This is a genomic window from Mesorhizobium sp. CA15 (assembly GCF_020165215.1).
Lineage (GTDB): Bacteria > Pseudomonadota > Alphaproteobacteria > Rhizobiales > Rhizobiaceae > Mesorhizobium.
Map to the genome: position 1 here is coordinate 49,273 of NZ_JAIUHQ010000023.1, position 22,113 is coordinate 71,385.

Here is a 22,113-nt window from a genome sequence, read left to right on the forward strand (position 1 = left end):
CGATTTTTTGGGAAATCCGCCTCGCGATAACAAATTTGCGTCAAGACTGTCGCTAACGCGCGAACCGGGTTGTAGCCAAAGATGCACATTCCCTGGCATGTTCCTACTCCACACCGTGTTTTGACATCACGGTCTGGATGCGGAATGTTAAAAGGCGGAAAGCCAACAATGGGAGTAAGTCATGGCAATCTATAAGAGCAATGGTGATCGTGTTCCCGATCACATCCTGAAAATGGCTGAAGAAGCCAAATCGGGCGGCGTGGACCGCCGCGAATTCCTGGCTATGGCCAGCGTCTTCGGCGCATCGACGGCAATGGCCTATGGCATGCTCGGCCTCGCCGCGCCGACCCCGGCCCGGGCCGAGGACGTGCAGGGCAAGAAGGGCGGCGTGCTCAAGGTCGCGATGTCGATCAAGGATCCGAAGGATCCGCGCACCGCCGACTGGTCCGAAATCTCCAATGCCGAGCGCCAGGCGCTCGAGCCGTTGGTGAAATACACGAAGGAATATACCTTCGCGCCGTATCTGCTGGCGAGCTGGGACATCAACGACGACGCCACCGAATACACGCTGCATGTGCGGCCGGGCGTCGAATGGAACAACGGCGACAAGTTCACGGCCGACGACGTGATCTACAATTTCACGCGCTGGGCGGATAAGGGCGCGGAAGGCAACTCCATGCCTGGCCGCCTCGGCAGCCTCGTCGACGACACGACCAAAAAGCTGCGCGAAGGCTCCGTCGTCAAGGTCGACGACATGACCGTCAAGCTCAAGCTGACCAAGCCCGACATCGCCATCATCCCGAACCTTTGCGACTATCCGGCGCTGGTCGTGCACAAGACCTTCGACGAGAAGGGCGCCAACTTCAAGAGCTGCCCGATCGGCACCGGTCCGTTCGAGCTCGTCTCCTACGACGTCGGCCAGAAGGTGGTCTACAAGCGCCGCGAGACCGGCAAGTGGTGGCAGGGCGAGGCCTTCCTCGACGGCGTCGAGTTCATCGATTACGGCACCGATCCGGCCGCGACCGTCTCGGCCTTCGAGTCGGGCGAAGTCCAGACCAACCACGAAACGACCGCCGACTACATCAAGATCATCGCCGACGTCGGCGCTCCGGTCTCGGAAGTCGTAACGGCTGCCACCGTGGTGTCGCGCTTCAACATTACCCACAAGCCCTATGACGACCAGAAGGTTCGTCAGGCGATGTTGCTTGCCGTCGACAACGCCACCGTGCTGCAGCTCGGCTACGGCAATGCCGGCACGCCGGCCGAAAACCACCACGTCGCGCCGATCCATCCGGAATACGTCAAGCTGCCGGAGGTCAAGCGCGACATCGCCAAGGCCAAGCAGATGCTGACGGAGGCCGGCGCGATCGATTTCGAGCACGAGCTGATCAGCAACGACGAGGACTACCACAAGAACACCACGGACGCGATCGCCGCCCAACTGCGCGAAGCCGGCATCAAGGTGAAGCGCACCGTGCTGCCGAGCTCGACCTTCTGGAACGACTGGACGAAGTATCCGTTCTCGGAAACCAACTGGAACATGCGCCCGCTGGGCATCCAGGTGATCGCCATCGCTTACCGCACCGGTGAAGCTTGGAACGAGACGGCCTACGCCAATCCGGACTTCGACAAGAAGGTGAACGAGGCGCTCGGCATCGCCGATGCGGAGAAGCGCAAGGTTGTGATGAAGGATATCGAGCAGACCCTGCAAGATTCCGGCATCATCATCCAGCCTTACTGGCGCAAGCTCTACATCAACATCAAGCCCGAGGTGAAGAACCACTCGATGCACCCCACCTACGAGCACGACTTCGGCAAGGTCTGGCTCGAGCAGGCATGATCCATAGCGCGATGGATACGAGGGGCCGCGGCCCCTCGTATTTGCAGCTTCGTCGCCGTTGCATATCCTGCAGCGGCGGCGGGGCGTCATCCGCTTTTCGAAACAGGGTTGAACGTATCTGACCCCAACCCGGCCGGCAGGGGGGCACATGTTCTCATTCATCGCCAGACGCATCGGCACGATACTGCTCACGATGCTGTGCCTGACGCTGGTCGTCTTCTTTCTCGTCAATCTCGAGCCCAACCTGAAGAAACTGGCGATCAGCCAGACCGAGATGCATACGCCAGCCGACCAGCTCGAAAGCTGGCTGGTCAATCATGGCTACCGGCAGAACTTCTTCGTGCGCTACGGCCAGTGGCTGGGTGTCCTGCCGAAGCATCCGATCACCGATCCGGCGACCGGCAAGACGACGCAACGCTTCTCGTTCTGCAACGACCCGGCCGAGCCGCAATTCTCCGGCGTCCTGCAGGGCGATTTCGGCTGCTCGACCAAGTTCAAGACGACGGTCGCGGCCAAGCTGTTCCCGGCCCTCGGCGCCACCGGATTGCTGATGTTCTGGGTGCTGGCGGTGATGGTGCCGATCTCGCTGCTGATCGGCATTCTTGCAGGCATGCGCGAGGGCTCGCGCACCGACCGCGTGCTGTCGGTGGCCTCGATCGCCTCGACGGCGACGCCCGAATATGTGTCGGGCGTCATCTTCACCGTCATCTTCGCATCCTGGCTCGGCTGGCTGAACGGCTCGGCGGCGTCCGCCAGCCAGGGCATCACCTTCTACAATTTCACGCTGCCGGTGATCACGCTGGCGATCTACGGCATCGGCTATATCGCGCGCATGACACGCGCCTCGATGGTCGAGGTGATGACGCAGCAATATATCCGCACCGCCCGGCTGAAGGGCCTGTCCTTCAGCAGCGTGGTCATCAAGCATGCGTTGCGCAACGCGCTGATTGCGCCCTTCACCGTCATCATGCTGCAGTTCCCGTGGCTGCTCACCGGCGTCGTCATCGTCGAGGTGATGTTCCGCTACCAGGGTTTCGGCTACACGCTGGTCGAGGCCGCCGGCAACAACGACATCGACCTGCTGCTCGGCTGCTCGCTGGTCTCGGTGTTCATCGTGCTGATCACGCAGCTGATTTCCGACGTCGGCTACGCGTTTCTCAATCCGCGTATCAGGGTTCAGTAGAGGCAGGGGCCGATGCAAACCGAATATATCAGCGCCTTCAACGTGGTTATCGGCGTGCTCTGGCGGTTCTGGCCGGTGTGGGTCGGGCTCATCCTAGTGATGGGCGCCAGCTTTACCTACAAGAAGCGGCTCGGGCTCTACGGCCAGCTCTTCGACAGCGGCGTCGGCATTGCCGGCGTCTTCATCTGCCTGTTCTGGCTGTTCACGGCGATCTTCGCCTCCACCATCTCGCCCTTCGATCCGCTGGCGCAGGTCTCGGTGATGAAGGACACGCTGCCCGGGGCGATCGAGCCGGCGTCGAAGCTCGTCTATTATTTCGGCGGCGACAAGCTCGCCCGCGACGTGTTCTCGCGGATGGTCTATGGCAGCCAGATCGTGCTGATCATCGCGCCGGCCGCCACCGGCTTCGCGCTGATGGTCGGCATCACGCTCGGCCTGCCGGCTGGTTATTATGGCGGCAAGATCGACACGCTCTTGTCGTTCCTTGCCAATCTGGTGCTGGCCTTCCCGGTCATCCTCTTGTTCTACCTACTGGTGACGCCGGGCATCATGGACACGCCGATCCCCTATGGGATGGCGGGGCTGTTCTTCCTGTTCCCGATCATCTTCTTCTGCGTGCTGTTCTGGACTCGCTACAAGAACCGGCCGGACCGGCTCTATATCCTGCTCGGCATCACGCTGGTCCTAGGCGGCTGGATCTATACGGGCCTCGTCTTCGACAAGGATCCGCTGCGCATCGTCCATATCGATCCCAACCAGCTCAACATCTTCGTGGCGGTGGTGTTCGCCTCCAGCCCGGGCGTGTTCCGCATCGTGCGCGGGCTGACCATGGACATCAAGACGCGCGACTATGTGGCGGCGGCGCAGACGCGCGGTGAATCGCCCTGGTACATCATGCTGTGGGAGATCCTGCCCAATGCGCGGGGTCCGCTGATCGTCGATGCCTGCCTGCGCATCGGCTACACGACGATCCTGCTCGGAACGCTTGGCTATTTCGGCCTGGGCCTGGCGCCGGAAAGCCCCGATTGGGGCACAGCGATCAAGGACGCCAGCCGCCTCTTGCGGTCCTTCATCCACCCGGCGCTGCCGCCGACCATCGCGCTGATGTCGTTCGTGCTGGGACTGAATCTGTTGGCGGATTCGCTGCGTGAACAGTCGATGAAAGATTGATGGCGGGGTTTTCGGCCCCATCTTCCAAGGACCAAGGATTGGAGCGACCCATGAACGAGGCAGTTCGAGATCCAGCCAAGGCGACCAGTCAGCCGATCATCGAGATCGAGAACCTCTCGATCTCCTTCTTCACCCGCAAGGGCGAGATCCCGGCCGTGATGGATTTTTCCTGCACGGTCATGCCCGGCGAGGCGATGGGCATCGTGGGCGAGTCCGGCTGCGGCAAGTCGACCGTGTCGCTCGGGATAATGCGCGACCTCTCCAACATCGGGAAGATCGTCGGCGGAAAGATCAAGTTCCAGGGCAAGGACATGGGCGAGCTCTCCGAAGATGAGCTGCGCTCGATCCGCGGCAACAAGATAGCCATGATCTACCAGGAGCCGATGGCGAGCCTCAATCCGGCGATGAAGATCGGCCAGCAGCTGATGGAAGTGCCGCTGATCCACGACAAGGTGTCGAAGGAAGAGGCCTACAACCGCGCCCTGGAGATGGTGCGGGCGGTGAAGCTGCCCGACCCGGAGCGCATGATGCGCTCCTATCCGCACCAGCTGTCCGGCGGCCAACAGCAGCGCATCGTCATCGCCATGGCGCTGCTTTCCAAGCCGGCGCTCTTGTTGCTCGACGAGCCGACGACCGCGCTCGACGTCACCGTCGAGGCCGGCATCGTCGAGCTGGTCAAAGGTCTGGGCGAGAAGTTCGGCACCTCGATGATCTTCGTGTCGCACAATCTCGGCCTCATCCTCGAGACCTGCGACAAGATCACGGTGATGTATTCCGGCGAAGCGGTCGAGACCGGCAAGATCGAGGACGTGTTCGACCGGATGCGCCATCCCTACACGCAAGGGCTGTTCCGCTCGATCCCGCTGCCTGGCGCGGACAAGAACTCGCGGCCGCTGATCTCCATTCCTGGACAGTTGCCGCTGCCGCATGAGCGGCCGAAGGGCTGCAATTTCGGGCCGCGCTGCCACCATTTCGTCGAGGGCGTCTGCAACGCCGCGGAAATCCCGATGATCCCGGTCGAGGGCCATGAGGGCCATTTCTCGCGCTGCGTGCGGTTCAACGAGATCGACTGGGAGGCGCTGCCGCCCGGTGCCAAGAAGGTTAACGAAAAGGTCGAGCCCGGCGCGCCGGTGCTCAAGATCGACGATCTCAAGAAATACTACAAGGTCGGCGGCAGCGAGGTGTTCGGCTCCAGCGAAGGCCGCGTCGTCAAGGCCAACGAGACGATCTCGTTCACCGCGCGCGAATCCGAGACGGTGGCGATTGTCGGCGAATCCGGCTGCGGCAAGTCGACGCTCGCCAAGGTGTTGTTGGGCCTCGAGACCGCAAGCTCCGGCACCGTGACGCTGGGCAACAAGGAGATCCAGTCGACCGGCATCGAGCGCCGCAATGTCGAGACGGTGTCTTCGATCCAGATGGTGTTCCAGAATCCGTTCGACACGCTGAACCCCAGCCACACGGTCGGCTCGCAGATCATCCGCACGCTGGAGAAGTTCAAAGTCGGCAGGACAGTCGCCGAGCGGCGCCAGCGGATGCTGGAACTGCTCGACCTGGTGAAGCTGCCGCGCGCCTTCGAAACGCGCAAGCCGCGCCAGTTGTCGGGCGGGCAGAAGCAGCGTATCGGCGTCGCGCGCGCCTTTGCCGGCGACGCCAAGGTGGTGGTGGCCGACGAGCCGGTCTCGGCGCTCGACGTCTCGGTGCAGGCGGCGGTGACCGAGCTGTTGATGGACATCCAGCGCAAGAACAAGACGACGATGCTGTTCATCAGCCACGATCTGTCGGTGGTGCGCTACATCGCCGACCGCGTCGTCGTCATGTATCTCGGCTACATCGTCGAGCAAGGCACGACCGATCAGATATTCTCGCCGCCTTACCATCCCTATACAGAGGCGCTGCTGTCGGCTATCCCGATCGCCGACACCAGCGTGGTCAAGAAGCACATCGTGCTGGAAGGCGACATCCCGTCGGCGATGAACCCGCCGACCGGCTGCCCGTTCCAGACGCGCTGCGGCTACAAGAGGCTGGTGCCCGACAATCTGTGCGAGACGAAGGTGCCGCCGGTGAAGAATCTCGGCAACGGCCATATGAGCCTGTGCTGGCTCTCGGACGATGTCCTGGCCAAGATGGAACCGGTCATCAAGTTCGACAGGGAACATGCCGCGCGTGAAGGCGTGCCGGATGATGCGCCGCACGGCGAGGGGCCAGGCTTTGCCGGTTTGCCGCCGCAGCGTCCCGACGGCAAAAACGCCAGCGCGGAGGCCGATGCGATCGGAAAGGGCGTCGAGGAGAACGACGAGGTGCTCAAAGCCCGTCGCCACGAAGTGCGCGACGAGGATTCGGAAACCGGTGTCTCAAGGCCGAAGGACACGACAAGGCGGCACTAGACCCGGTTCCTTAACATAGAAGTTTTGACGGGTTGGTTATGTGTGCGTTGGCAAAGCCCATGCCTTGGCGATTGGCCGAGACGCCTATCGCGATCGTCATCCACGGGCGGAGCAAGGAGCGTAGCGACGCGCGCAGACCCGAGGATCCATGCCGTGACATGGAAGCGCCGCGGCGGCAGAAATTCTGCACCGTTGCACACCTCGGTCTAGGTAACGGAATGGATTCTAGGGTCTGCGCGCGTCGCTACGCTCCTTGCTCCGCCCTAGAATGACGAGGTTCAGGAGCCTTCAGCTCATCGCCAGCGTTTGCGTTGATAGCCTTGCCCGACAAGCCTTCAATCTTTCAAAATCACCGTGTTGAGGAACTAGTTGCCGCACTGCCGCATCTGCGCGGCGTAATCGCGCGCCATCTGGTCGGTGGCGCGCGCGTAGTTTTGAACGCCGCCATCGCCGCGGTTGCCGCGGCCATAGGCGGTCCAGCCGAGATAATAGGCCAGATAGAGATTGTAGGTGTCGTTGCGGGCGACGCCGAACGTGTCGGCCGTCTTTGAGTGGTACCAGCCGACGAAATCGATGGCGTCGGCAAAGCGCGTACGGCGCGCCGCCCAGTTGCCGGTCTCGCTTTGATATTGCGACCATGTGCCGTCGAGCGCCTGCGAGTAGCCGGTGGCGCTCGAGACATGCGTCCACGGGATGAAGCCGAGCAGCTTGGTGCGCGGCGGGCGGGCATTGCTCTTGAAGCCGGATTCCTTGCGCACCGTCGCCATCAGCACGGGGACGGGAACGCCGTATTTCCGCTCGGTCCGTTCGGCGGCGGACTGCCAGTTGTCGAACCAGCCGTCATTCTGGTCGAAGACGGCGCAGACATTGTTGATGTGACTGGGCGCCGTCGCGCAGGCCGAAAGCGCCAGCAGCACGGAGACAGCGACAATTTTACTAAAACTCGACCTACGCATTGGAAGACGAATAGGCCGAAATCATAAAAGGAGTGTTGCGCGCTTTCTTAACGAGGGGTGGGAAGCGCGAAAAGCTAAGTATCGATATAACGACTACTCGTGTCGCTATTCTTTTCCTCGATTTTGAAAAATGCCGCCTTGGCTAAAATCACGCCGGCAAATGGCGAATTCCTGACAGCTCGCATGCGATGCCGGCGCTCTGATGCGCGCATGAGCGAACCAAGACGCAAGCGCGGCGCCGAGCGCACCAGCAACCGGGGACCAGCCGCCATCCCGCAACTGCCGGCGCGGCGGGTGGAGAATCCCTATCCGCCGATGGCGCTGCTGTCGGCCGAGCAGATCGAAGCCATCCACCAGGCATCGATGCACATATTGGAGAATTTCGGCATCGAGGTGATGAGCGCACGCGCCCTGTCGCTGTTCGAGCGCGCCGGCGCCAAAGTCGACCACGGCTCGATGAATGTGCGCATCGATCGCGGCATGGTCGAGGAGGCGCTGAAGTCGACGCGCTCGGCCTATACGCTGACGCCCCGAAACCCAGACCACGCCATCCATCTTGGCGGCAGCACCATCAACTTCACGCTCGTCGCCGGGCCGCCCAATGTGCATGACATGGAACGCGGCCGCCGCGCCGGCAACCTCGCCGACTACTCGGACCTCGTCCGGCTGGCGCAGCATTTCAACTGCATCCACATGCTGGGCAACCAGGTCTGCGCCCCGGTCGAGCTGCCGGCGAACACCAGGCATATGGATACCTATTTCGCCAATCTGACGCTGACCGACAAATGCTTCCATGTCTCGGCGATCGGGCGGGGCAGGGCGCTGGACGGCATCGAGATGATGGCGATCGCGCGCGGGCTGACGCTTGAGCAGATGGGAGAGGACCCCGGCGTCACCACCATCATTTCGGTCAACTCGCCGCGCCGCTTCGACGAGATGATGGCCGAAGGGCTGATGACGATGGCCGAATACGGCCAGTCGGTGGCGGTGACGCCGTTCACGCTGATGGGGGCAATGAGCCCGGTGACATTGGCCGGCGCGCTGGCGCAGCAGAACGCCGAGGCGCTGTTCGGCATCGTACTGACGCAACTCGTGCGTCCGGGCGCGCCGGTGATGTATGGCGCCTTCACCTCCAATGTCGACATGAAATCGGGCGCGCCCGCCTTCGGCACGCCGGAGAACACCAAGGCCAACATCGCTTCCGGGCAGTTGGCGCGGCGTTACAAATTGCCTTACCGCACGACGCCTGGCTCGGCCTCCAATGCCGCCGATGCGCAGGGCGCCTACGAGACGATGATGGCGCTATGGGGCGCGGTGCTCGGCCACGGCAATCTCGTCTACCACGCCGCCGGCTGGCAGGAAGGCGGGCTGACGGCGTCGTTCGAAAAGCTCATCATCGATGTCGAGATGATCCAGCACATGATGGAGTTCCTGCGGCCGATCGTGGTCGACGAGGCGGAGCTTGCGGTCGAGGCGCTGGGCGCGGTGCCGACCGGCGGCCATTTCTTCGGCGAACCGCACACGCTGGAGCGCTACGCCACCGCCTTCTACCAGCCGATGCTTTCCAACTGGCAGAATTACGAGGCCTGGCAGGAGGCGGGTGCGCTCGACACGACGGCGCGCGCGACGCGGCTGTGGAAGAAGGCGCTGGAGGAATATGTCCAGCCGGCCATGGATCCCGCGGTGCGCGAGGCGCTCGAAGCCTATATGGCGCGCCGCAAGGAAGCGATCGGGCAGGGTGAGCCGTGAGGGAACAGCTTCCCATCCTGATTCATTTCAATCTCTCAACTCACTGAACCAACGAGAAAAGTCCATGAAGTCGCATGCAAAGGTCGTGGTCATCGGCGGCGGTGTCGTCGGATGCTCGGTGCTGTTCCATCTTGCCCGCCATGGCTGGACCGATGTCGTGCTTCTGGAGCGCGACGAGCTGACGTCCGGCTCGACCTGGCATGCGGCCGGCGGCATGCACACCATCAACGGCGACCCCAACGTCGCCAAGCTGCAGAAATACACGATCTCGCTCTACAAGGAGATCGAGGAACTGTCGGGGCAGGCCACCGGCGTGCACCTCACCGGGGGCGTGCTTCTGGCCGCGACCGAAGCGCGGCTCGACTGGCTGCGCGGCGTGGTGTCCAAGGGCCGCTATCTCGGCATCGACCTCGAGGTGATCTCGGCCCAGGAAGCGGCGGAACTGATGCCGCTCATCGATCCCAGCCAGTTTGTCGGCGCCGTGCGCAACAAGGAGGACGGCCATCTCGACCCGTCCGGCGTGACGCATGCCTATGCCAAGGCGGCGCGGAAACTGGGGGCTGAGGTCGAGCGCTTCACCAAGGTCGAGGACATCGTGCGCCGTCCCGACGGGCTGTGGCGGATCATCACCAACAAGGGTGATATCATCGCCGAGCATGTCGTCAATGCCGGCGGGCTGTGGGCGCGGGAGGTCGGCCGCATGGTCGGGCTCGAGCTGCCGGTGCTGGCCATGGAGCACATGTATCTGATCACCGAGGACATGCCGGAAGTCGCCGATTGGAACAAGAAGACCGGCACCGAGATCATACACGCGGTCGATTTCGACGGTGAGCTCTATCTGCGCCAGGAGCGCGGCGGCATGCTGATGGGCACTTACGAGAAGGCCAACAAGGTCTGGTCCGAGTTCCAGACACCCTGGAATTTCGGCCATGAGCTCCTGGAGCAGGACATCGACCGCATCGCGCCGTCGCTCGAAGTCGGCTTCCGCCATTTCCCCGCTTTCCAGAAAACCGGCATCAAGCAGATCATCAACGGCCCCTTCACCTTTGCGCCGGACGGCAATCCGCTGGTCGGCCCGGTGCGCGGTCTGCCGGGCTTCTGGGTCGCCTGCGGCGTCATGGCCGGATTCAGCCAGGGCGGCGGCGTGGGGCTCGCGCTCTCCAACTGGATGATCGAGGGTGATCCGGGCGCCGACATCTGGGCGATGGACGTGGCGCGCTACGGCGACTGGGCGACGATGGCCTACACCAACGCCAAGGTGCGCGAGAATTATTCGCGCCGTTTCTCGATCCGCTTCCCGAATGAGGAACTGCCGGCCGGTCGGCCGCTGAAGACGACGCCGGTCTATGACACGCTGTCGGCCAAGGGCGCGCAATGGGGCGTGTCCTATGGGCTCGAAGTGCCGCTCTGGTATGCGCCGGACGGCGTCAAGGACGAGTTCTCGTGGCGGCGCTCGACCGACTTCGAGCATGTCGCCAAGGAAGTCGCGGCGGTGCGCGACGGCGTCGGCCTGTCGGAGATCTCGAACTTCGCCAAATACAAGGTGACGGGCGAGGGCGCGGCCGCTTGGCTCGACCGCATGCTTGCCTGCAGGCTGCCAAAGCGCGGCCGCATGACGCTAGCGCCGATGCTGAAGGACGATGGCAGACTGATCGGCGATTTCACTTTGGCCAATATCGACGACGCAGAGTGGTTCATCGCCGGCTCCGGCATCGCCGAGCAATACCACATGCGCTGGTTCGAGGCGCATCTGCCGAAGGACGGCTCGGTGCAAATCGAGGCGCTGGGACAGAAGCTCACCGGCCTTGCGATCGCCGGACCGAAGGCCAGGGAAGTGCTCGCCAAGGTCACCCGCGCCGATGTCTCCAACGCGGCGTTCCCTTTCATGGCGGTTGCGCGGATGGATATCGGCATGGCGCCGTGCCTGGTCGGCCGCGTCAGCTACACCGGCGATCTCGGCTACGAGATTTGGGTGGCGCCCGAATATCAGCGCGCCGCATACCAGGCGCTGCTGGCCGCGGGCGAAGCGTCAGGCATCGGCCTGTTCGGCTCGCGCGCGCTCAATGCGCTGAGGCTCGAGAAGAACTATGGCTCATGGGCGCGCGAGTACCGGCCGACCTATGGGCCGCTTGAGGCCGGGCTCGACCGCTTCGTCGCCTATGGCAAGGAGGCTGATTTCATCGGCAAGGAAGCAGCACTTACCGAGCGCAAAGACGGCGGCAAGCTCAGGCTGCGCAGCTTCATCGTCGACGCCACCGATGCCGATGTGATCGGCGACGAGGCGATCTGGCATGACGGCGTTGTGCGAGGCTGGGTCACCTCGGGCGGCTATGCGCATCACTCGAAGAAGTCGGTCGCTATGGGCTATGTGCCCAAGGAGATCGCCGACAGACCGGACGGTTTCGAGATCGAGATCCTCGGCAAGCGCCATGCGGCGCGCATCCAGGCGGCGCCGCTGTTCGACGCCAATTTCGAGCGGATGCGCGGCTAGAGCAGGATGACGTTTCGTTGAATCGTCATCCTGCTCTAACTCTTTGTTGGAGCATGATCTTTTTCGAAAACCGGTTCCCACTTTTCGGGATCATGCTCTAGAGCAATTCCAGGAAAAGTGCGAAGCGGTTTCCGATCCGGAATTGCGTCAAAACAAAAAGCCTCCAGGCGCGCACCCTTCGATGCTTCAGGCGCTGCGGCGGTTATCCAGCGCGAAGGCGCCGGCCCCGGCGAAGATCAGATAGAGGAAGATGAAACAGAAGGAGATCGCCGCGTCGCCGCCGTTGTTGACGGGGAAGAAGTCGCGCGGCATGTGCGCCATGAAATAGGCGATCGCCATTTCGCCGGCCAGGAGAAAAGCGACCGGGCGGGTGAAGAGGCCGAGCGCCAGCAGGATGCCGCCGGCGAATTCGAGAATGCCAGCAGCCGTCGTCAACCCGGTGAGGGCATGTGGCTCGGCAGCGGCCGGGAAGTTGAACAGCTTCTGCGATCCATGTTCGATGAACTGCAAGGCGGTCATGATGCGCAACACGCCCAACGCTTGCGGACGGTACTGGGCAAGGCTTTCGAAAAGCTTCATCTAAAACTCCATTGTACGCCGCTCGGGCCTTAAGTTATCGCCCGGCGACGGACCACTCACATCCCATGGCCTGCCATCAACAATCGGTGAGTGGAAATGACTTCAATCCCCATATTTCTTCTCTCTATGGTTGCATATGTATCCTTATGGTTGTATGAATAGGGGTGACTCATCAAACCAGGCAGGTCCCTTAACCATGAGAAAAGTCGCCCTCAGCCTATTCGCAATCCTTGCAGGCACCAGCTTCGCCGCAGCCGCGGATACCGGCTGCGACGCCTTCAAATGGCCGGTTGAACGTGAGCAGGCCCTGTTTCCGGCCGCGCCGGCCGCCCAGTCCGGCGCCACCCTGACGGTCGGCCAAGCGGTGGATTTCTCGCTCGCGGCTGTCGACACGGTCAGCTTTGAAGTGCCGCCTGACCGTGCACCGAAAGCCGGCACCTTCGGCGCGACGGCAAATGTGACCGTGCCGCCTGAAGGCGAGCTGCAGTTCAGCCTGTCCGACGAGGCCTGGATCGATGTCGTGCAGGATGGCAAGATCGTGAAATCGGCGGCTTTCAGCGGCGTGAAGACCTGCCCGGGCATTCGCAAAAGCGTGCGTTTCAAGCTCCAGGGCGGAGCGGCCGTCGTCCAGCTCAGCGGCGCCAAGAAGGCCGATCTGAAGCTGGCGGTGCTGACGCCGGAATGATCCAGCGCCAGCCCGCCGAGGTGCTATTACCGAACCGGTGCCAGCAGCGCGAAATGCGCGCCTTGCGGGTCCTGGCACTGGATGATCCACTGGCCGCTCGGCACGTCCATCGGACCCATGATGACTTTCCCGCCATTGTCGGCGACGCGCTTGGCGGCGGCGTCGATGGCGTCGACGTTGAAATAGAACTGCCAGACGGGAACCGGGATCTGCGGCGGCTTGTTCATGATGCCGCCGCCGGATTCGGCGCCGGCGCCAAAAGTCTGGTAGATGCCCATCTCGCCCATGTCGAACTGGCCGGCGCTCTCCCAGCCGAACTGGCTGGAATAGAAATCGAAGGCGGCTTTCCAGTCCGATGTGTAGAGCTCATGCCAACCGACATGGCCGGGCGTGGTCGCCGGCACCGGCGGCTGCTCGGCCTGATTGGGCTGCAGGAACATGAAGGAAGCCCCTTGCGGGTCCGCAACGACCGCGAAGCGGCCGACGCCCGGAATGTCGTCCGGTGCGCGGTGGACGGCGCCGCCGGCGTCCTTGAGCGCTTGCGTCGAGGCATCGACATCCTTGGTGTAGATGTAGCCCATCCAGGCTGGCGGCATGCCCATCTTGGCGGGCTCTTCCGGCATCGTCATCAGCCCGCCGACGCCGCGCATGGCGGAGTTCACGACGATGTAGCGGGGCATGCCGGGCGCCTTGTCGAAGGGCACGGCCCGCCAGCCGACAACGGCGGTGTAGAAAGCCTCGGCGGCGTCGAGGTCGGTGGTCATCAACTCGTACCAGAAGAAAGGTTGCGGGGATTTCGGCATGGTCGGTCTCCTCACCGGTTCAGGCAGCGATCGTTGTTCGATCCATCCTAAGGTATGTTGACGTTCAAGTGATGCCGGCCTGCAAATGGCGGTTTCCTGCGCTTCCGGTGCTCACGAAAACCGCCGTTTTCGGCGCGGCCTGACCTGAATCTCAACACACCCTAGGACGATCCTGACGACAGGAATCCGACATCTGGGCCAGAATTTGCGGACGGCAAGCGGCTTAAATCGCGTCGCGCTGAAACGGATTCAGGCGGCGTGCTTTGAGTCCTTGTGTTGATGCATGTCGTTGTCCCAGAACCGCTGCACACTTCTCGCTGACATGCATTAGGCCCACGATCTTGCGTATCCGGCGCTTTTCGACTTTGCTGGCCTCAAAGAGGGGGCTGTCTTCATGCGTCGAATGTCACTCACGCCTGAGCTCGTGGCCTTGTGCCATCGCGACGAGGTCGACCCTGGTCCCGATGGCAGCTGGACACAGCTAAGCGATGATGATTTCCGGACGCTTGCTATGCGCCTGTCCGGCGAAGCCGACGACGGTCCGCTGTGGGTGTTCGCCTATGGCTCGCTGATCTGGAAGCCGGCCTTCGAATCGGTCGAGCAAAGGCGCGCGGCCGCGCATGGCTGGCACCGCTCGTTCTGCCTCGACATAAAGCGCTGGCGCGGCAGCCGCGAGCAGCCTGGATTAATGATGGCGCTGGAACGGGGCGGGCGCTGCGACGGGGTCATCTATCGTTTGCCGGAGGGCGAGAAACCAGCCCAGATCGAGCGATTGCTGCGGCGTGAAATCGACGACCACGAAAGCGTCAGCTCGGTCCGCTGGGTTCCGGTAAGAACGGCGCAAGGGTCTTTGCGGGCGCTCGGCTTCTGGGTCGGCGTGACCGGCAAGGGCACTTCGCTCGGGCAGCCGCTGGAAAGCGTGGCGAAGATACTGGCACGCGCCTGCGGCCATGTCGGCTCTGGCGCCGAATATCTCTACAACACCGTCAGCCACCTCGAGACCTTTGGCATCCATGACCGCAATCTGTGGCGGCTGCAGGAACTGGTGGCGGACGAGATCCGGTCCATCCATGGCCACAGCGTCACAAGCCATGACACAGCAAAGGTTGCCGAGCCGGCTATAACATGACTACATTCATCATGTTTTTGCGCAAACAATACAGTGGCTTGGCCGAAAATTGACCAATTGATAAAAAAATAAAACGTGCTAGCCTTCCCCAAAACGACAACAAGGGGAACTGGAATGGCGACTGGTCATTTCATCGAAGGCATTGCCGGCGGCCGGCTGTCTTCCGAGCAATATGCCGACAATTTTTCCGACCTGCATCCGCCGCTCGATCATCACGAGGCGCTGGTCGAGTCCGATCGCTGCTATTTCTGCTACGACGCGCCGTGCATGAACGCGTGCCCGACGTCGATCGACATCCCGCTATTCATTCGGCAGATCGCGACGGGCAATCCGCTGGGTTCGGCCAAGACGATCTTCGACCAGAATATTCTCGGCGGCATGTGCGCCCGCGTCTGCCCGACCGAGACGCTGTGCGAAGAGGCCTGCGTGCGCGAGGTCGCCGAAGGCAAGCCGGTGCAGATCGGCCGACTGCAGCGCTATGCCACCGACGTCGCCATGGGCGACGGCAAGCAGTTCTACAAGCGCGCCGAGCCGACCGGGAAGAGCATCGCCGTGGTCGGCGCCGGCCCGGCGGGGCTGGCGGCGGCGCATCGGCTTGCCCGCCACGGCCATGACGTAACCATCCTCGAGGCGCGGCCGAAGGCCGGCGGGCTCAACGAATACGGCATCGCCGCCTATAAGAGCGTCGACGATTTCGCCCAGGCGGAAGTGGACTATATCACCGCGATCGGCGGCATCGACATCCAGAACGGCAAGGCGCTCGGCCGCGACTTCCAGCTTGCCGACCTGATCCGCAAGTATGATGCGGTTTTCCTCGGCATGGGGCTTGGCGGCGTCAACGCGCTGCGCGCCGATGGCGAGGACGCCGACGGCGTCGCCAACGCGGTGGAATTCATCTCCGAACTGCGCCAGGCGAGCGATCTTTCCAGCCTGCCGGTCGGCCGGCGTGTCGTCGTCATCGGCGGCGGCATGACGGCGATCGACGCCGCGGTGCAGTCGAAGCTGCTCGGCGCGGAGGAGGTGACGATCTGCTACCGGCGCGGCCAGGAACACATGAACGCTTCGGAGTTCGAGCAGGATCTGGCCGCCGCCAATGGCGTCACCATCCGCCACTGGCTGCAGCCAAAGCGCGTCATTGCCGAGAACGGCAAGGTGTCGGCCATCGAGCTCGAATACACGGCGATGAGCGGCGACAAGCTTGTCGGCACCGGCGAGACGCTGCGGCTCAATGCCGACCAGGTGTTCAAGGCGATCGGCCAGAGCTTCGTGCCGGCGCATCTCAACGGCAGCGCGGAACAGATCGAGCTCGAAGGCGGCCGCATCAAGGTCGATGCCGAAGGCCGCACCTCGCTGGCCAAGGTCTGGGCCGGCGGCGACTGCATCTTCGGCGGCGACGATTTGACTGTCTCGGCGGTGGCGCAAGGGCGCGACGCGGCCGAGAGCATCCACCGGGCACTGGCCTCTAACGGGAGGGCATGAGCATGGCAGACATCCGCAACACCTTCATAGGCATCAAGTCGCCCAATCCGTTCTGGCTGGCCTCGGCGCCGCCGACCGACAAGGCCTATAATGTCGAGCGCGCCTTCAAGGCGGGCTGGGGCGGCGTGGTGTGGAAGACGCTGGGCGAAGAGGGCCCGCCGGTCGTCAACGTCAACGGTCCGCGCTATGGCGCGATCTGGGGCGCCGATCGCCGGCTGCTCGGCTTGAACAATATCGAGTTGATCACCGACCGCGACCTGCAGACCAATCTGCGCGAGATGAAGCAGGTGAAGATGAACTGGCCGGACCGGGCGCTGATCGCCTCGATCATGGTGCCTTGCGTGGAGGAGAGCTGGAAGGCGATCCTGCCGCTGGTCGAGGAGACCGGCGCCGACGGCATCGAGCTCAATTTCGGCTGCCCGCACGGGATGAGCGAGCGCGGCATGGGTTCGGCGGTCGGCCAGGTGCCGGAATATATCGAGATGGTCGTGCGCTGGTGCAAGCAGTTCACGCGCATGCCGGTCATCACCAAGCTGACGCCCAACATCACCGACATTCGCAAGCCGGCGCGCGCAGCGCATGCCGGCGGCACCGATGCGGTGTCGCTGATCAACACCATCAACTCGATCACCGGCGTCGATCTCGACAATTTCGCGCCGCAGCCGACCATCGACGGCAAGGGCTCGCATGGCGGCTATTGCGGCCCAGCGGTGAAGCCGATCGCAATGAACATGGTGGCCGAGATCGCCCGTGATCCGGAAACGCATGGTCTGCCGATCTCCGGCATCGGCGGCATCACCACCTGGCGCGACGCCGCCGAATTCATGGCGCTCGGCGCCGGCAACGTGCAGGTCTGCACGGCGGCGATGACCTATGGCTTCAAGATCGTGCAGGAGATGATCGCCGGGCTGGAGAACTGGATGGACGAGAAGGGCCACGCCTCGCTCTCCGACATCATCGGCCGCGCCACGCCCAATGTCACCGACTGGCAGTATCTCAACCTCAACTATGTCGCCAAGGCGCATATCGACCAGGATGCCTGCATCAAATGCGGCCGCTGCCACATCGCCTGCGAGGACACCTCGCATCAGGCGATCACCAGCATGGTCGACGGTGTCAGGCATTTCGAGGTGATCGAAGCCGAATGCGTCGGCTGCAACCTTTGCGTCAATGTCTGTCCGGTGGAGGGCTGCATCACCATGCAGCCGCTGGCCGCCGGCGTGCTCGACCAGCGCACCGGCTTGCCGGTGTCGCCGGTCTACGCCAACTGGACCACGCACCCCAACAATCCGATGGCCAAGGTGGCCGCGGAGTAGGATTGGTTCCTCGCCCCACGTAGTGGGCACAGATCTTCTGTGACTGGCGCGACTGATCAGGCCGAGCCTTGATTGCGACGTGGTTCCCCCAAACCCGTCGCTGCTTCGCAGCGCCACCTTTCCCCCTCCGGAGGGAAAGGAAGGGAGCGTTGCTGGACGAGCGTTGACGGCAAAAAGCTTGGCGCCTTCCTCTACCCCGTCGATCGGGGGAGAGGTGGCTCGGCGAAGCCGAGACGGAGTGGGGGTCGACCAGCGCTACATAAGACAATGCATGCGCCAAACTGCCATGCACGCTATCGCCAAAGGCCAGGCCGCTTGGAAACGTGTGCATGCCGTAGACGAAGTGGGGAGAGGTGGCCCGGTGAAGCTGGGACGGAGAGGGGTCTTCGGGACGGATGGGAACTAGTCCAGGCTCCTGACCGCCTGTTTATCTTGCTAACACCTCATTCTTCACCGACTCTGAGCTCACAGAAGGCGTCCCCCTCTCCGTCCCGGCTTCGCCGGGCCACCTCTCCCCCGCTTTACGGGGTGCGAGGAACCCAAGTCCCGCGAAGCGCCAATTCTCCCTCACTCTGTCATTGTGAATCTGCGGGCAATCTTCATTTTTCTATTGCAGATAAAAATTATCCACGATAAAATATATCCATGATTTGGAAATCAGCACGATGAAGCTCGGCGATGGCGTTGAGGCGGCAATCCATTGCGCGGCGACGCTGGCCAGCGTCGATGGCAACAGCACCATGCCGGGCGCGGCGCTTGCGGAGGCGTTTGGTCTGTCGCCGAGTTACCTGCTCAAGCATCTGAACCAGCTCACGGCAGCGCGCATCCTGGAATCGGTGCCAGGGCCGGCGGGCGGCTACAGGCTGGCGCGGGCGGCCGAGCGCATCACGCTGCTCGACATTGTGCTTGCAGTGGAGGGCAGGGAGCCTGCCTTTCGCTGCGGCGAGATTCGCCAGCGCGGCCCGATCAAGATCGACACCTCGGCCTATGTGAAGCCTTGCGGCATCAATGCCGCGATGCTCAAGGCCGAGCGCGCCTATCGGGCGGCACTCGCCGAAGTGAAGCTGTCCGACATCGTGGCGGAATACGCGGCCGAAGGCGATCCGCGATCCTATGCGGCGAGTTGCGCCTTCGTCGAGCGTCACCAGCGGCGCCAGAAATCCGCTTCACCGAAGCAGATTTGAACCTCTAAACCACCCCAAGCCTGAAAGGAAAAAGACGATGAAACCGAGACTGCAGTTCTTTGCCAAGGCGCCGGAAATCATAAAGGCGGTATCGGCGCTCAACAAGGCCGTCGACGAATGCGGGCTGGAAGTGAGCCTCCTGCACCTGATCAAGCTCAGGGCCTCGCAGATCAATGGCTGCTCATATTGTGTCGAAATGCATAGTCGCGAGGCGCGACGCGACGGCGAGACCGAGACCCGGCTCTATCTCGTCGCCGCCTGGAAGGAATCGCCGCTGTTTTCAGAGCGCGAACGAGCCGCCCTTGCATGGACCGAAGCCGTGACGCTGATCGCCGACAATGGCGTATCGGACGAGCTCTACGCCCGCACGCTCGAGCATTTCTCGGAAGAGGAACTGGTCAAGCTCTCGGTCGCGCTCGGCATGATTAACACGTGGAACCGGCTGTGCATTCCCTTCCACGCCATTCATCCGATGCCGGCCGCCAAGGCTGCCTGATCGAACGGCTTGGCGCGCGGATAAGAGATCCGCGCGCCTGTTCACGCAGCAAAGCGCAGGCCTCCGTCGCAGGTCAGCACCTGGCCGGTCATGAAGCTGTTCGAGACCAGGAAGGCGATCGCTTCGGCGACGTCCTCGGCGCGACCGATGCGGCCGACCGGCGTCTTGCCGGCATATTCGGCAAACACCGCCTGCCGCTGGTCGTCCGGCAAGAAGTCCCACCAGGGCGTGTCAATGACGCCGGGCGCCACGACGTTGACGCGCAGCGGCTTCAGCTCGACGGCCAGGATCGGTGCGACGGTCAACAGCATGCCGTTGATGGCGCCGATGCCGGCGACGCCGGGCGCGGCGATCTGCGCCGACACAGCCGAGATGAAAGTCACCGATCCAGCTTTGTTCAAGGTCGGCAGGGCCGCCTGCAGGCAGGAGAGTTGCGGCCGGATCTTTTCATCGACGCCGCTGCCGATGTCGGCGAGGTCGAGCGTCGCGAACGGTCCCAGTCCCTTGCCGCCGCTGGCGGCGAGAACAAGGTGATCGAACGGCCCGAGGCGCTCGAAGAAATTCCGGACCTCGTCCGGCTTGGTGGCATCGAACGCTGCCTTGCCGACGGTGGCGCCAAGCGTCTTCCATGCGCCTTTGAGTTTCTCCTCGTTGCGGCCGGTGATGGTCACTTTCATCGTGGGGCTGACCAGCCTTTTGGCCGTGGCAAGGCCGATGCCGGATGAGCCGCCGACGATGACGCAGTGTTCGGTGGTCTCGCTCATGAGTGCTTTTCCCTGGATGTTGCGGAAGATTGCCCGATCAGTTCGAGGCTAAGCGCGCGCAGCCGGCGGCGGGCTTTCTCGTCATAGGCCTGGGCGTCGGCGCGCGACTCCCGCTGGCCGTCGAAGTAACGGCCGCTGCGGCCTTCGAGCGCCGGCGATGTTGCCAGGTTGAGAATGGCGTCGGCGCCGGTCTCGACCGAGCTCCATGGCGTGACCCCGGCCTGCCGCACCATCGTTGTGTCCATGTAGCTTGCCGGGTGCAAAGCATTGACCGTGATGCCGGTGCCGTCGAGCTGCTCCGCCAGATCGATTGTGAACAGGATCTGCGCCAGCTTGCTCTGGCAGTATGCGCGCACGCCGCTATAGCCATGCGTCAGCATCACGTCGTCGAAGTCGATCGCCTGCTGGCCGGCCGAGGCGACATTGACGATGCGCGCCGGCGCGCTTGCTTTGAGCAAAGGCAAGAACTCCGACGTCAGCAGGAAGCCGGCGAGATAGTTGACGGCGAAGCGCAACTCGTAGCCGTCGGCGCTGACCTGCCGGCTGGCGGCCTGGCCGCCGGTGCCGACGCCGGCATTGTTGATCAGGACGTCGAGCCGATCGGTCCTGGCGCGCACCGCTTCGGCGAGGCGGCGCACTTCGGCAAGCGAAGCGAGGTCGGCGGCGAGGAATTCCGCCTTGCCACCTTTTGCCTCTATGGCGGCCACAGTCGCCTTGCCGCGGCTTTTGTCGCGGCCATGCACCAGCACGTGGGCGCCGCCGGCGCCGAGCCGCTCGGCGACCACGCGGCCGACGCCATCGGTCGAGCCGGTGACGAGAATTGTCTTGTTCCTGAGTTCCATGTCCGGAGCCTCCTTGCGCTGCTCTGAATGGAAAGATGGGACATCGCGCGGGACGCAAACAGTTCAAACTTTATCCTGGTATCGGTACTGCTATAGTAGGCGCATGGATGCCATCGCCCATTCTCCCGAAGATCATCGCCGGCGCGAACTCGGCGCCTTCCTGCGTTCCCGTCGCGAGCGGCTTTCGCCTGATACCGCCGGCATCGCCTGCGGCGCGCGGCGGCGCACGCCGGGCCTGCGGCGTGAGGAAGTGGCGATAATCGCCGGCGTCGGCACGACCTGGTACACCTGGCTGGAGCAGGGCAGGGACGTACGGCCTTCGGTCGAGGTGCTGTCGGCTCTCTGCCAGGCGCTGCGGCTCGACGCCGCCGAGCAGCGGCATCTGTTCACGCTCGCCGGCCGCCAGCAGCCGGAGCGGCGCCGCATCGTGCAGGGCAAGGTCGAGGGGCCGCTGCTGCACATGCTGCAGAGCTTGGTCCTGCAGCCCGCCTATGTCGTCGGCCCGCGCTGGGACGTGCTGGCATGGAACGATGCGGCCGTCGCGATTTTCGGCGATTACGGCCTGCTGGAGGGCGACGCCCGCAACATCATCCACGGCGTCTTCACCGATCCGCACCGGCGGCATCTGCTGGTGGATTGGGAACAGCTGGCGCGCGCGACCCTTGCCGCTTTCCGCGCCGAAAGCGCGAAATACACCGGCGATCCGGATTTCGAGCGGCTGATCGAGTTGATGATGCGCTCAAGCCCCGAGTTCCGCGAATGGTGGCCGCAGCGCGATGTGGTGCATCGGCTCTCCGGCCTGAAGCATCTGCGGCATCCGATCGCCGGCGCGATGACGTTCGAGCATATGAGCCTGTCGATCGACGACGGCTCGGACATGCGGCTGATCGTCTATACGCCGCTGGCGGAGCAGAACTCGGTGGTGAAGCTGCGCAAGCTGCTCGAGGGGCTTCCAACCGAGCGGCGCAGCGCGTGAGGTCCCCTCGACTTCGTCATCCACGGGCGGAGCGGGAGCGAAGCGGACGCGGAGACCCGAGGATCCATTCCGTTACTTTTGCCGTGG

At 63.2% G+C, this 22,113-nt stretch carries 18 protein-coding genes; 13 read left to right on the forward strand and 5 right to left on the reverse strand.

What is annotated here, in order from left to right:
• Positions 1-181: 181 nt before the first annotated feature.
• The 4 genes from LB515_RS25735 to LB515_RS25750 all read left to right on the forward strand — a co-directional run bounded on the left by LB515_RS25735 (position 182) and on the right by LB515_RS25750 (position 6,577).
• Complete coding sequence (locus LB515_RS25735; protein WP_140839585.1) at positions 182-1,840, forward strand: ABC transporter substrate-binding protein; 1,659 nt, start codon at positions 182-184, stop codon at positions 1,838-1,840.
• Positions 1,841-1,988: 148 nt separating this feature from the next.
• Positions 1,989-3,023 (forward strand): ABC transporter permease, encoded by a 1,035-nt coding sequence (locus LB515_RS25740; protein ID WP_095768933.1) that lies wholly within the window; start codon positions 1,989-1,991, stop codon positions 3,021-3,023.
• A gap of 12 nt (positions 3,024-3,035) precedes the next feature.
• Positions 3,036-4,193 (forward strand): ABC transporter permease, encoded by a 1,158-nt coding sequence (locus tag LB515_RS25745; protein ID WP_140839587.1) that lies wholly within the window; start codon positions 3,036-3,038, stop codon positions 4,191-4,193.
• A gap of 50 nt (positions 4,194-4,243) precedes the next feature.
• Positions 4,244-6,577: an ABC transporter ATP-binding protein gene (locus LB515_RS25750; protein ID WP_224709382.1), complete on the forward strand. Its 2,334-nt coding sequence runs from the start codon at positions 4,244-4,246 to the stop codon at positions 6,575-6,577.
• A gap of 365 nt (positions 6,578-6,942) precedes the next feature.
• On the opposite strand, the gene LB515_RS25755 is transcribed toward LB515_RS25750, so the two are convergent.
• Positions 6,943-7,533 (reverse strand): hypothetical protein, encoded by a 591-nt coding sequence (locus LB515_RS25755; protein ID WP_095768936.1) that lies wholly within the window; start codon positions 7,531-7,533, stop codon positions 6,943-6,945.
• A 210-nt stretch (positions 7,534-7,743) separates the two neighbouring features.
• Here LB515_RS25755 and LB515_RS25760 point away from each other — a divergent pair, with 210 nt between their 5' ends.
• Together LB515_RS25760 and LB515_RS25765 are read left to right on the forward strand one after the other, a co-directional pair.
• Positions 7,744-9,282: a trimethylamine methyltransferase family protein gene (locus LB515_RS25760; RefSeq protein ID WP_224709383.1), complete on the forward strand. Its 1,539-nt coding sequence runs from the start codon at positions 7,744-7,746 to the stop codon at positions 9,280-9,282.
• A 64-nt stretch (positions 9,283-9,346) separates the two neighbouring features.
• Positions 9,347-11,773: an FAD-dependent oxidoreductase gene (locus tag LB515_RS25765; RefSeq protein ID WP_224709384.1), complete on the forward strand. Its 2,427-nt coding sequence runs from the start codon at positions 9,347-9,349 to the stop codon at positions 11,771-11,773.
• Between the two features lie 186 nt (positions 11,774-11,959).
• Here LB515_RS25765 and LB515_RS25770 read toward each other — a convergent pair whose 3' ends face one another.
• Positions 11,960-12,352: a DoxX family protein gene (locus LB515_RS25770; protein WP_224709385.1), complete on the reverse strand. Its 393-nt coding sequence runs from the start codon at positions 12,350-12,352 to the stop codon at positions 11,960-11,962.
• Between the two features lie 196 nt (positions 12,353-12,548).
• Here LB515_RS25770 and LB515_RS25775 point away from each other — a divergent pair, with 196 nt between their 5' ends.
• Positions 12,549-13,037 (forward strand): hypothetical protein, encoded by a 489-nt coding sequence (locus LB515_RS25775; protein WP_224531879.1) that lies wholly within the window; start codon positions 12,549-12,551, stop codon positions 13,035-13,037.
• Between the two features lie 26 nt (positions 13,038-13,063).
• Here LB515_RS25775 and LB515_RS25780 read toward each other — a convergent pair whose 3' ends face one another.
• Positions 13,064-13,840 (reverse strand): VOC family protein, encoded by a 777-nt coding sequence (locus LB515_RS25780; RefSeq protein ID WP_224709386.1) that lies wholly within the window; start codon positions 13,838-13,840, stop codon positions 13,064-13,066.
• Between the two features lie 394 nt (positions 13,841-14,234).
• On the opposite strand from LB515_RS25780, the gene LB515_RS25785 reads away from it, so the two are divergent.
• From LB515_RS25785 to LB515_RS25805, 5 genes are all read left to right on the forward strand, one after another.
• Positions 14,235-14,969, forward strand: coding sequence for a gamma-glutamylcyclotransferase (locus LB515_RS25785; RefSeq protein WP_140839601.1), 735 nt, complete (start codon positions 14,235-14,237; stop codon positions 14,967-14,969).
• A 114-nt stretch (positions 14,970-15,083) separates the two neighbouring features.
• The gene (locus LB515_RS25790; protein WP_224709387.1) at positions 15,084-16,448 is read left to right on the forward strand and encodes an NAD(P)-dependent oxidoreductase; all 1,365 of its coding nucleotides are present in this window, start codon (positions 15,084-15,086) and stop codon (positions 16,446-16,448) included.
• Positions 16,449-16,450: 2 nt separating this feature from the next.
• Complete coding sequence (gene preA / locus LB515_RS25795) at positions 16,451-17,764, forward strand: NAD-dependent dihydropyrimidine dehydrogenase subunit PreA (protein WP_224709388.1); 1,314 nt, start codon at positions 16,451-16,453, stop codon at positions 17,762-17,764.
• 665 nt (positions 17,765-18,429) lie between these two features.
• Complete coding sequence (locus LB515_RS25800; RefSeq protein ID WP_224709389.1) at positions 18,430-18,948, forward strand: RrF2 family transcriptional regulator; 519 nt, start codon at positions 18,430-18,432, stop codon at positions 18,946-18,948.
• 37 nt (positions 18,949-18,985) lie between these two features.
• Positions 18,986-19,444, forward strand: coding sequence for a carboxymuconolactone decarboxylase family protein (locus LB515_RS25805; RefSeq protein WP_224709390.1), 459 nt, complete (start codon positions 18,986-18,988; stop codon positions 19,442-19,444).
• 41 nt (positions 19,445-19,485) lie between these two features.
• Here the strand turns inward: LB515_RS25805 and LB515_RS25810 are convergent, their stop codons facing one another.
• The gene (locus LB515_RS25810) at positions 19,486-20,208 is read right to left on the reverse strand and encodes an SDR family oxidoreductase (RefSeq protein ID WP_224709391.1); all 723 of its coding nucleotides are present in this window, start codon (positions 20,206-20,208) and stop codon (positions 19,486-19,488) included.
• Complete coding sequence (locus tag LB515_RS25815; protein WP_224709392.1) at positions 20,205-21,050, reverse strand: SDR family oxidoreductase; 846 nt, start codon at positions 21,048-21,050, stop codon at positions 20,205-20,207. The genes LB515_RS25810 and LB515_RS25815 overlap by 4 nt, the downstream gene beginning before the upstream one ends.
• Before the next feature lie 103 nt (positions 21,051-21,153).
• On the opposite strand from LB515_RS25815, the gene LB515_RS25820 reads away from it, so the two are divergent.
• A complete protein-coding gene (locus LB515_RS25820; protein WP_224709393.1) occupies positions 21,154-22,026 on the forward strand; it encodes a helix-turn-helix transcriptional regulator in 873 nt (290 codons plus the stop codon).
• Positions 22,027-22,113 lie beyond the last annotated feature (87 nt).

Bases quoted from the DNA above. Each gene is read 5' to 3' on its own strand.
- LB515_RS25735 (WP_140839585.1), top strand. From the start codon at position 182: ATGGCAATCTATAAGAGCAATGGTGATCGTGTTCCCGATCACATCCTG.
- LB515_RS25740 (WP_095768933.1), top strand. From the start codon at position 1,989: ATGTTCTCATTCATCGCCAGACGCATCGGCACGATACTGCTCACGATG.
- LB515_RS25745 (WP_140839587.1), top strand. From the start codon at position 3,036: ATGCAAACCGAATATATCAGCGCCTTCAACGTGGTTATCGGCGTGCTC.
- LB515_RS25750 (WP_224709382.1), top strand. From the start codon at position 4,244: ATGAACGAGGCAGTTCGAGATCCAGCCAAGGCGACCAGTCAGCCGATC.
- LB515_RS25755 (WP_095768936.1), bottom strand. From the start codon at position 7,533: ATGCGTAGGTCGAGTTTTAGTAAAATTGTCGCTGTCTCCGTGCTGCTG.
- LB515_RS25760 (WP_224709383.1), top strand. From the start codon at position 7,744: ATGAGCGAACCAAGACGCAAGCGCGGCGCCGAGCGCACCAGCAACCGG.
- LB515_RS25765 (WP_224709384.1), top strand. From the start codon at position 9,347: ATGAAGTCGCATGCAAAGGTCGTGGTCATCGGCGGCGGTGTCGTCGGA.
- LB515_RS25770 (WP_224709385.1), bottom strand. From the start codon at position 12,352: ATGAAGCTTTTCGAAAGCCTTGCCCAGTACCGTCCGCAAGCGTTGGGC.
- LB515_RS25775 (WP_224531879.1), top strand. From the start codon at position 12,549: ATGAGAAAAGTCGCCCTCAGCCTATTCGCAATCCTTGCAGGCACCAGC.
- LB515_RS25780 (WP_224709386.1), bottom strand. From the start codon at position 13,840: ATGCCGAAATCCCCGCAACCTTTCTTCTGGTACGAGTTGATGACCACC.
- LB515_RS25785 (WP_140839601.1), top strand. From the start codon at position 14,235: ATGCGTCGAATGTCACTCACGCCTGAGCTCGTGGCCTTGTGCCATCGC.
- LB515_RS25790 (WP_224709387.1), top strand. From the start codon at position 15,084: ATGGCGACTGGTCATTTCATCGAAGGCATTGCCGGCGGCCGGCTGTCT.
- preA (WP_224709388.1), top strand. From the start codon at position 16,451: ATGGCAGACATCCGCAACACCTTCATAGGCATCAAGTCGCCCAATCCG.
- LB515_RS25800 (WP_224709389.1), top strand. From the start codon at position 18,430: ATGAAGCTCGGCGATGGCGTTGAGGCGGCAATCCATTGCGCGGCGACG.
- LB515_RS25805 (WP_224709390.1), top strand. From the start codon at position 18,986: ATGAAACCGAGACTGCAGTTCTTTGCCAAGGCGCCGGAAATCATAAAG.
- LB515_RS25810 (WP_224709391.1), bottom strand. From the start codon at position 20,208: ATGAGCGAGACCACCGAACACTGCGTCATCGTCGGCGGCTCATCCGGC.
- LB515_RS25815 (WP_224709392.1), bottom strand. From the start codon at position 21,050: ATGGAACTCAGGAACAAGACAATTCTCGTCACCGGCTCGACCGATGGC.
- LB515_RS25820 (WP_224709393.1), top strand. From the start codon at position 21,154: ATGGATGCCATCGCCCATTCTCCCGAAGATCATCGCCGGCGCGAACTC.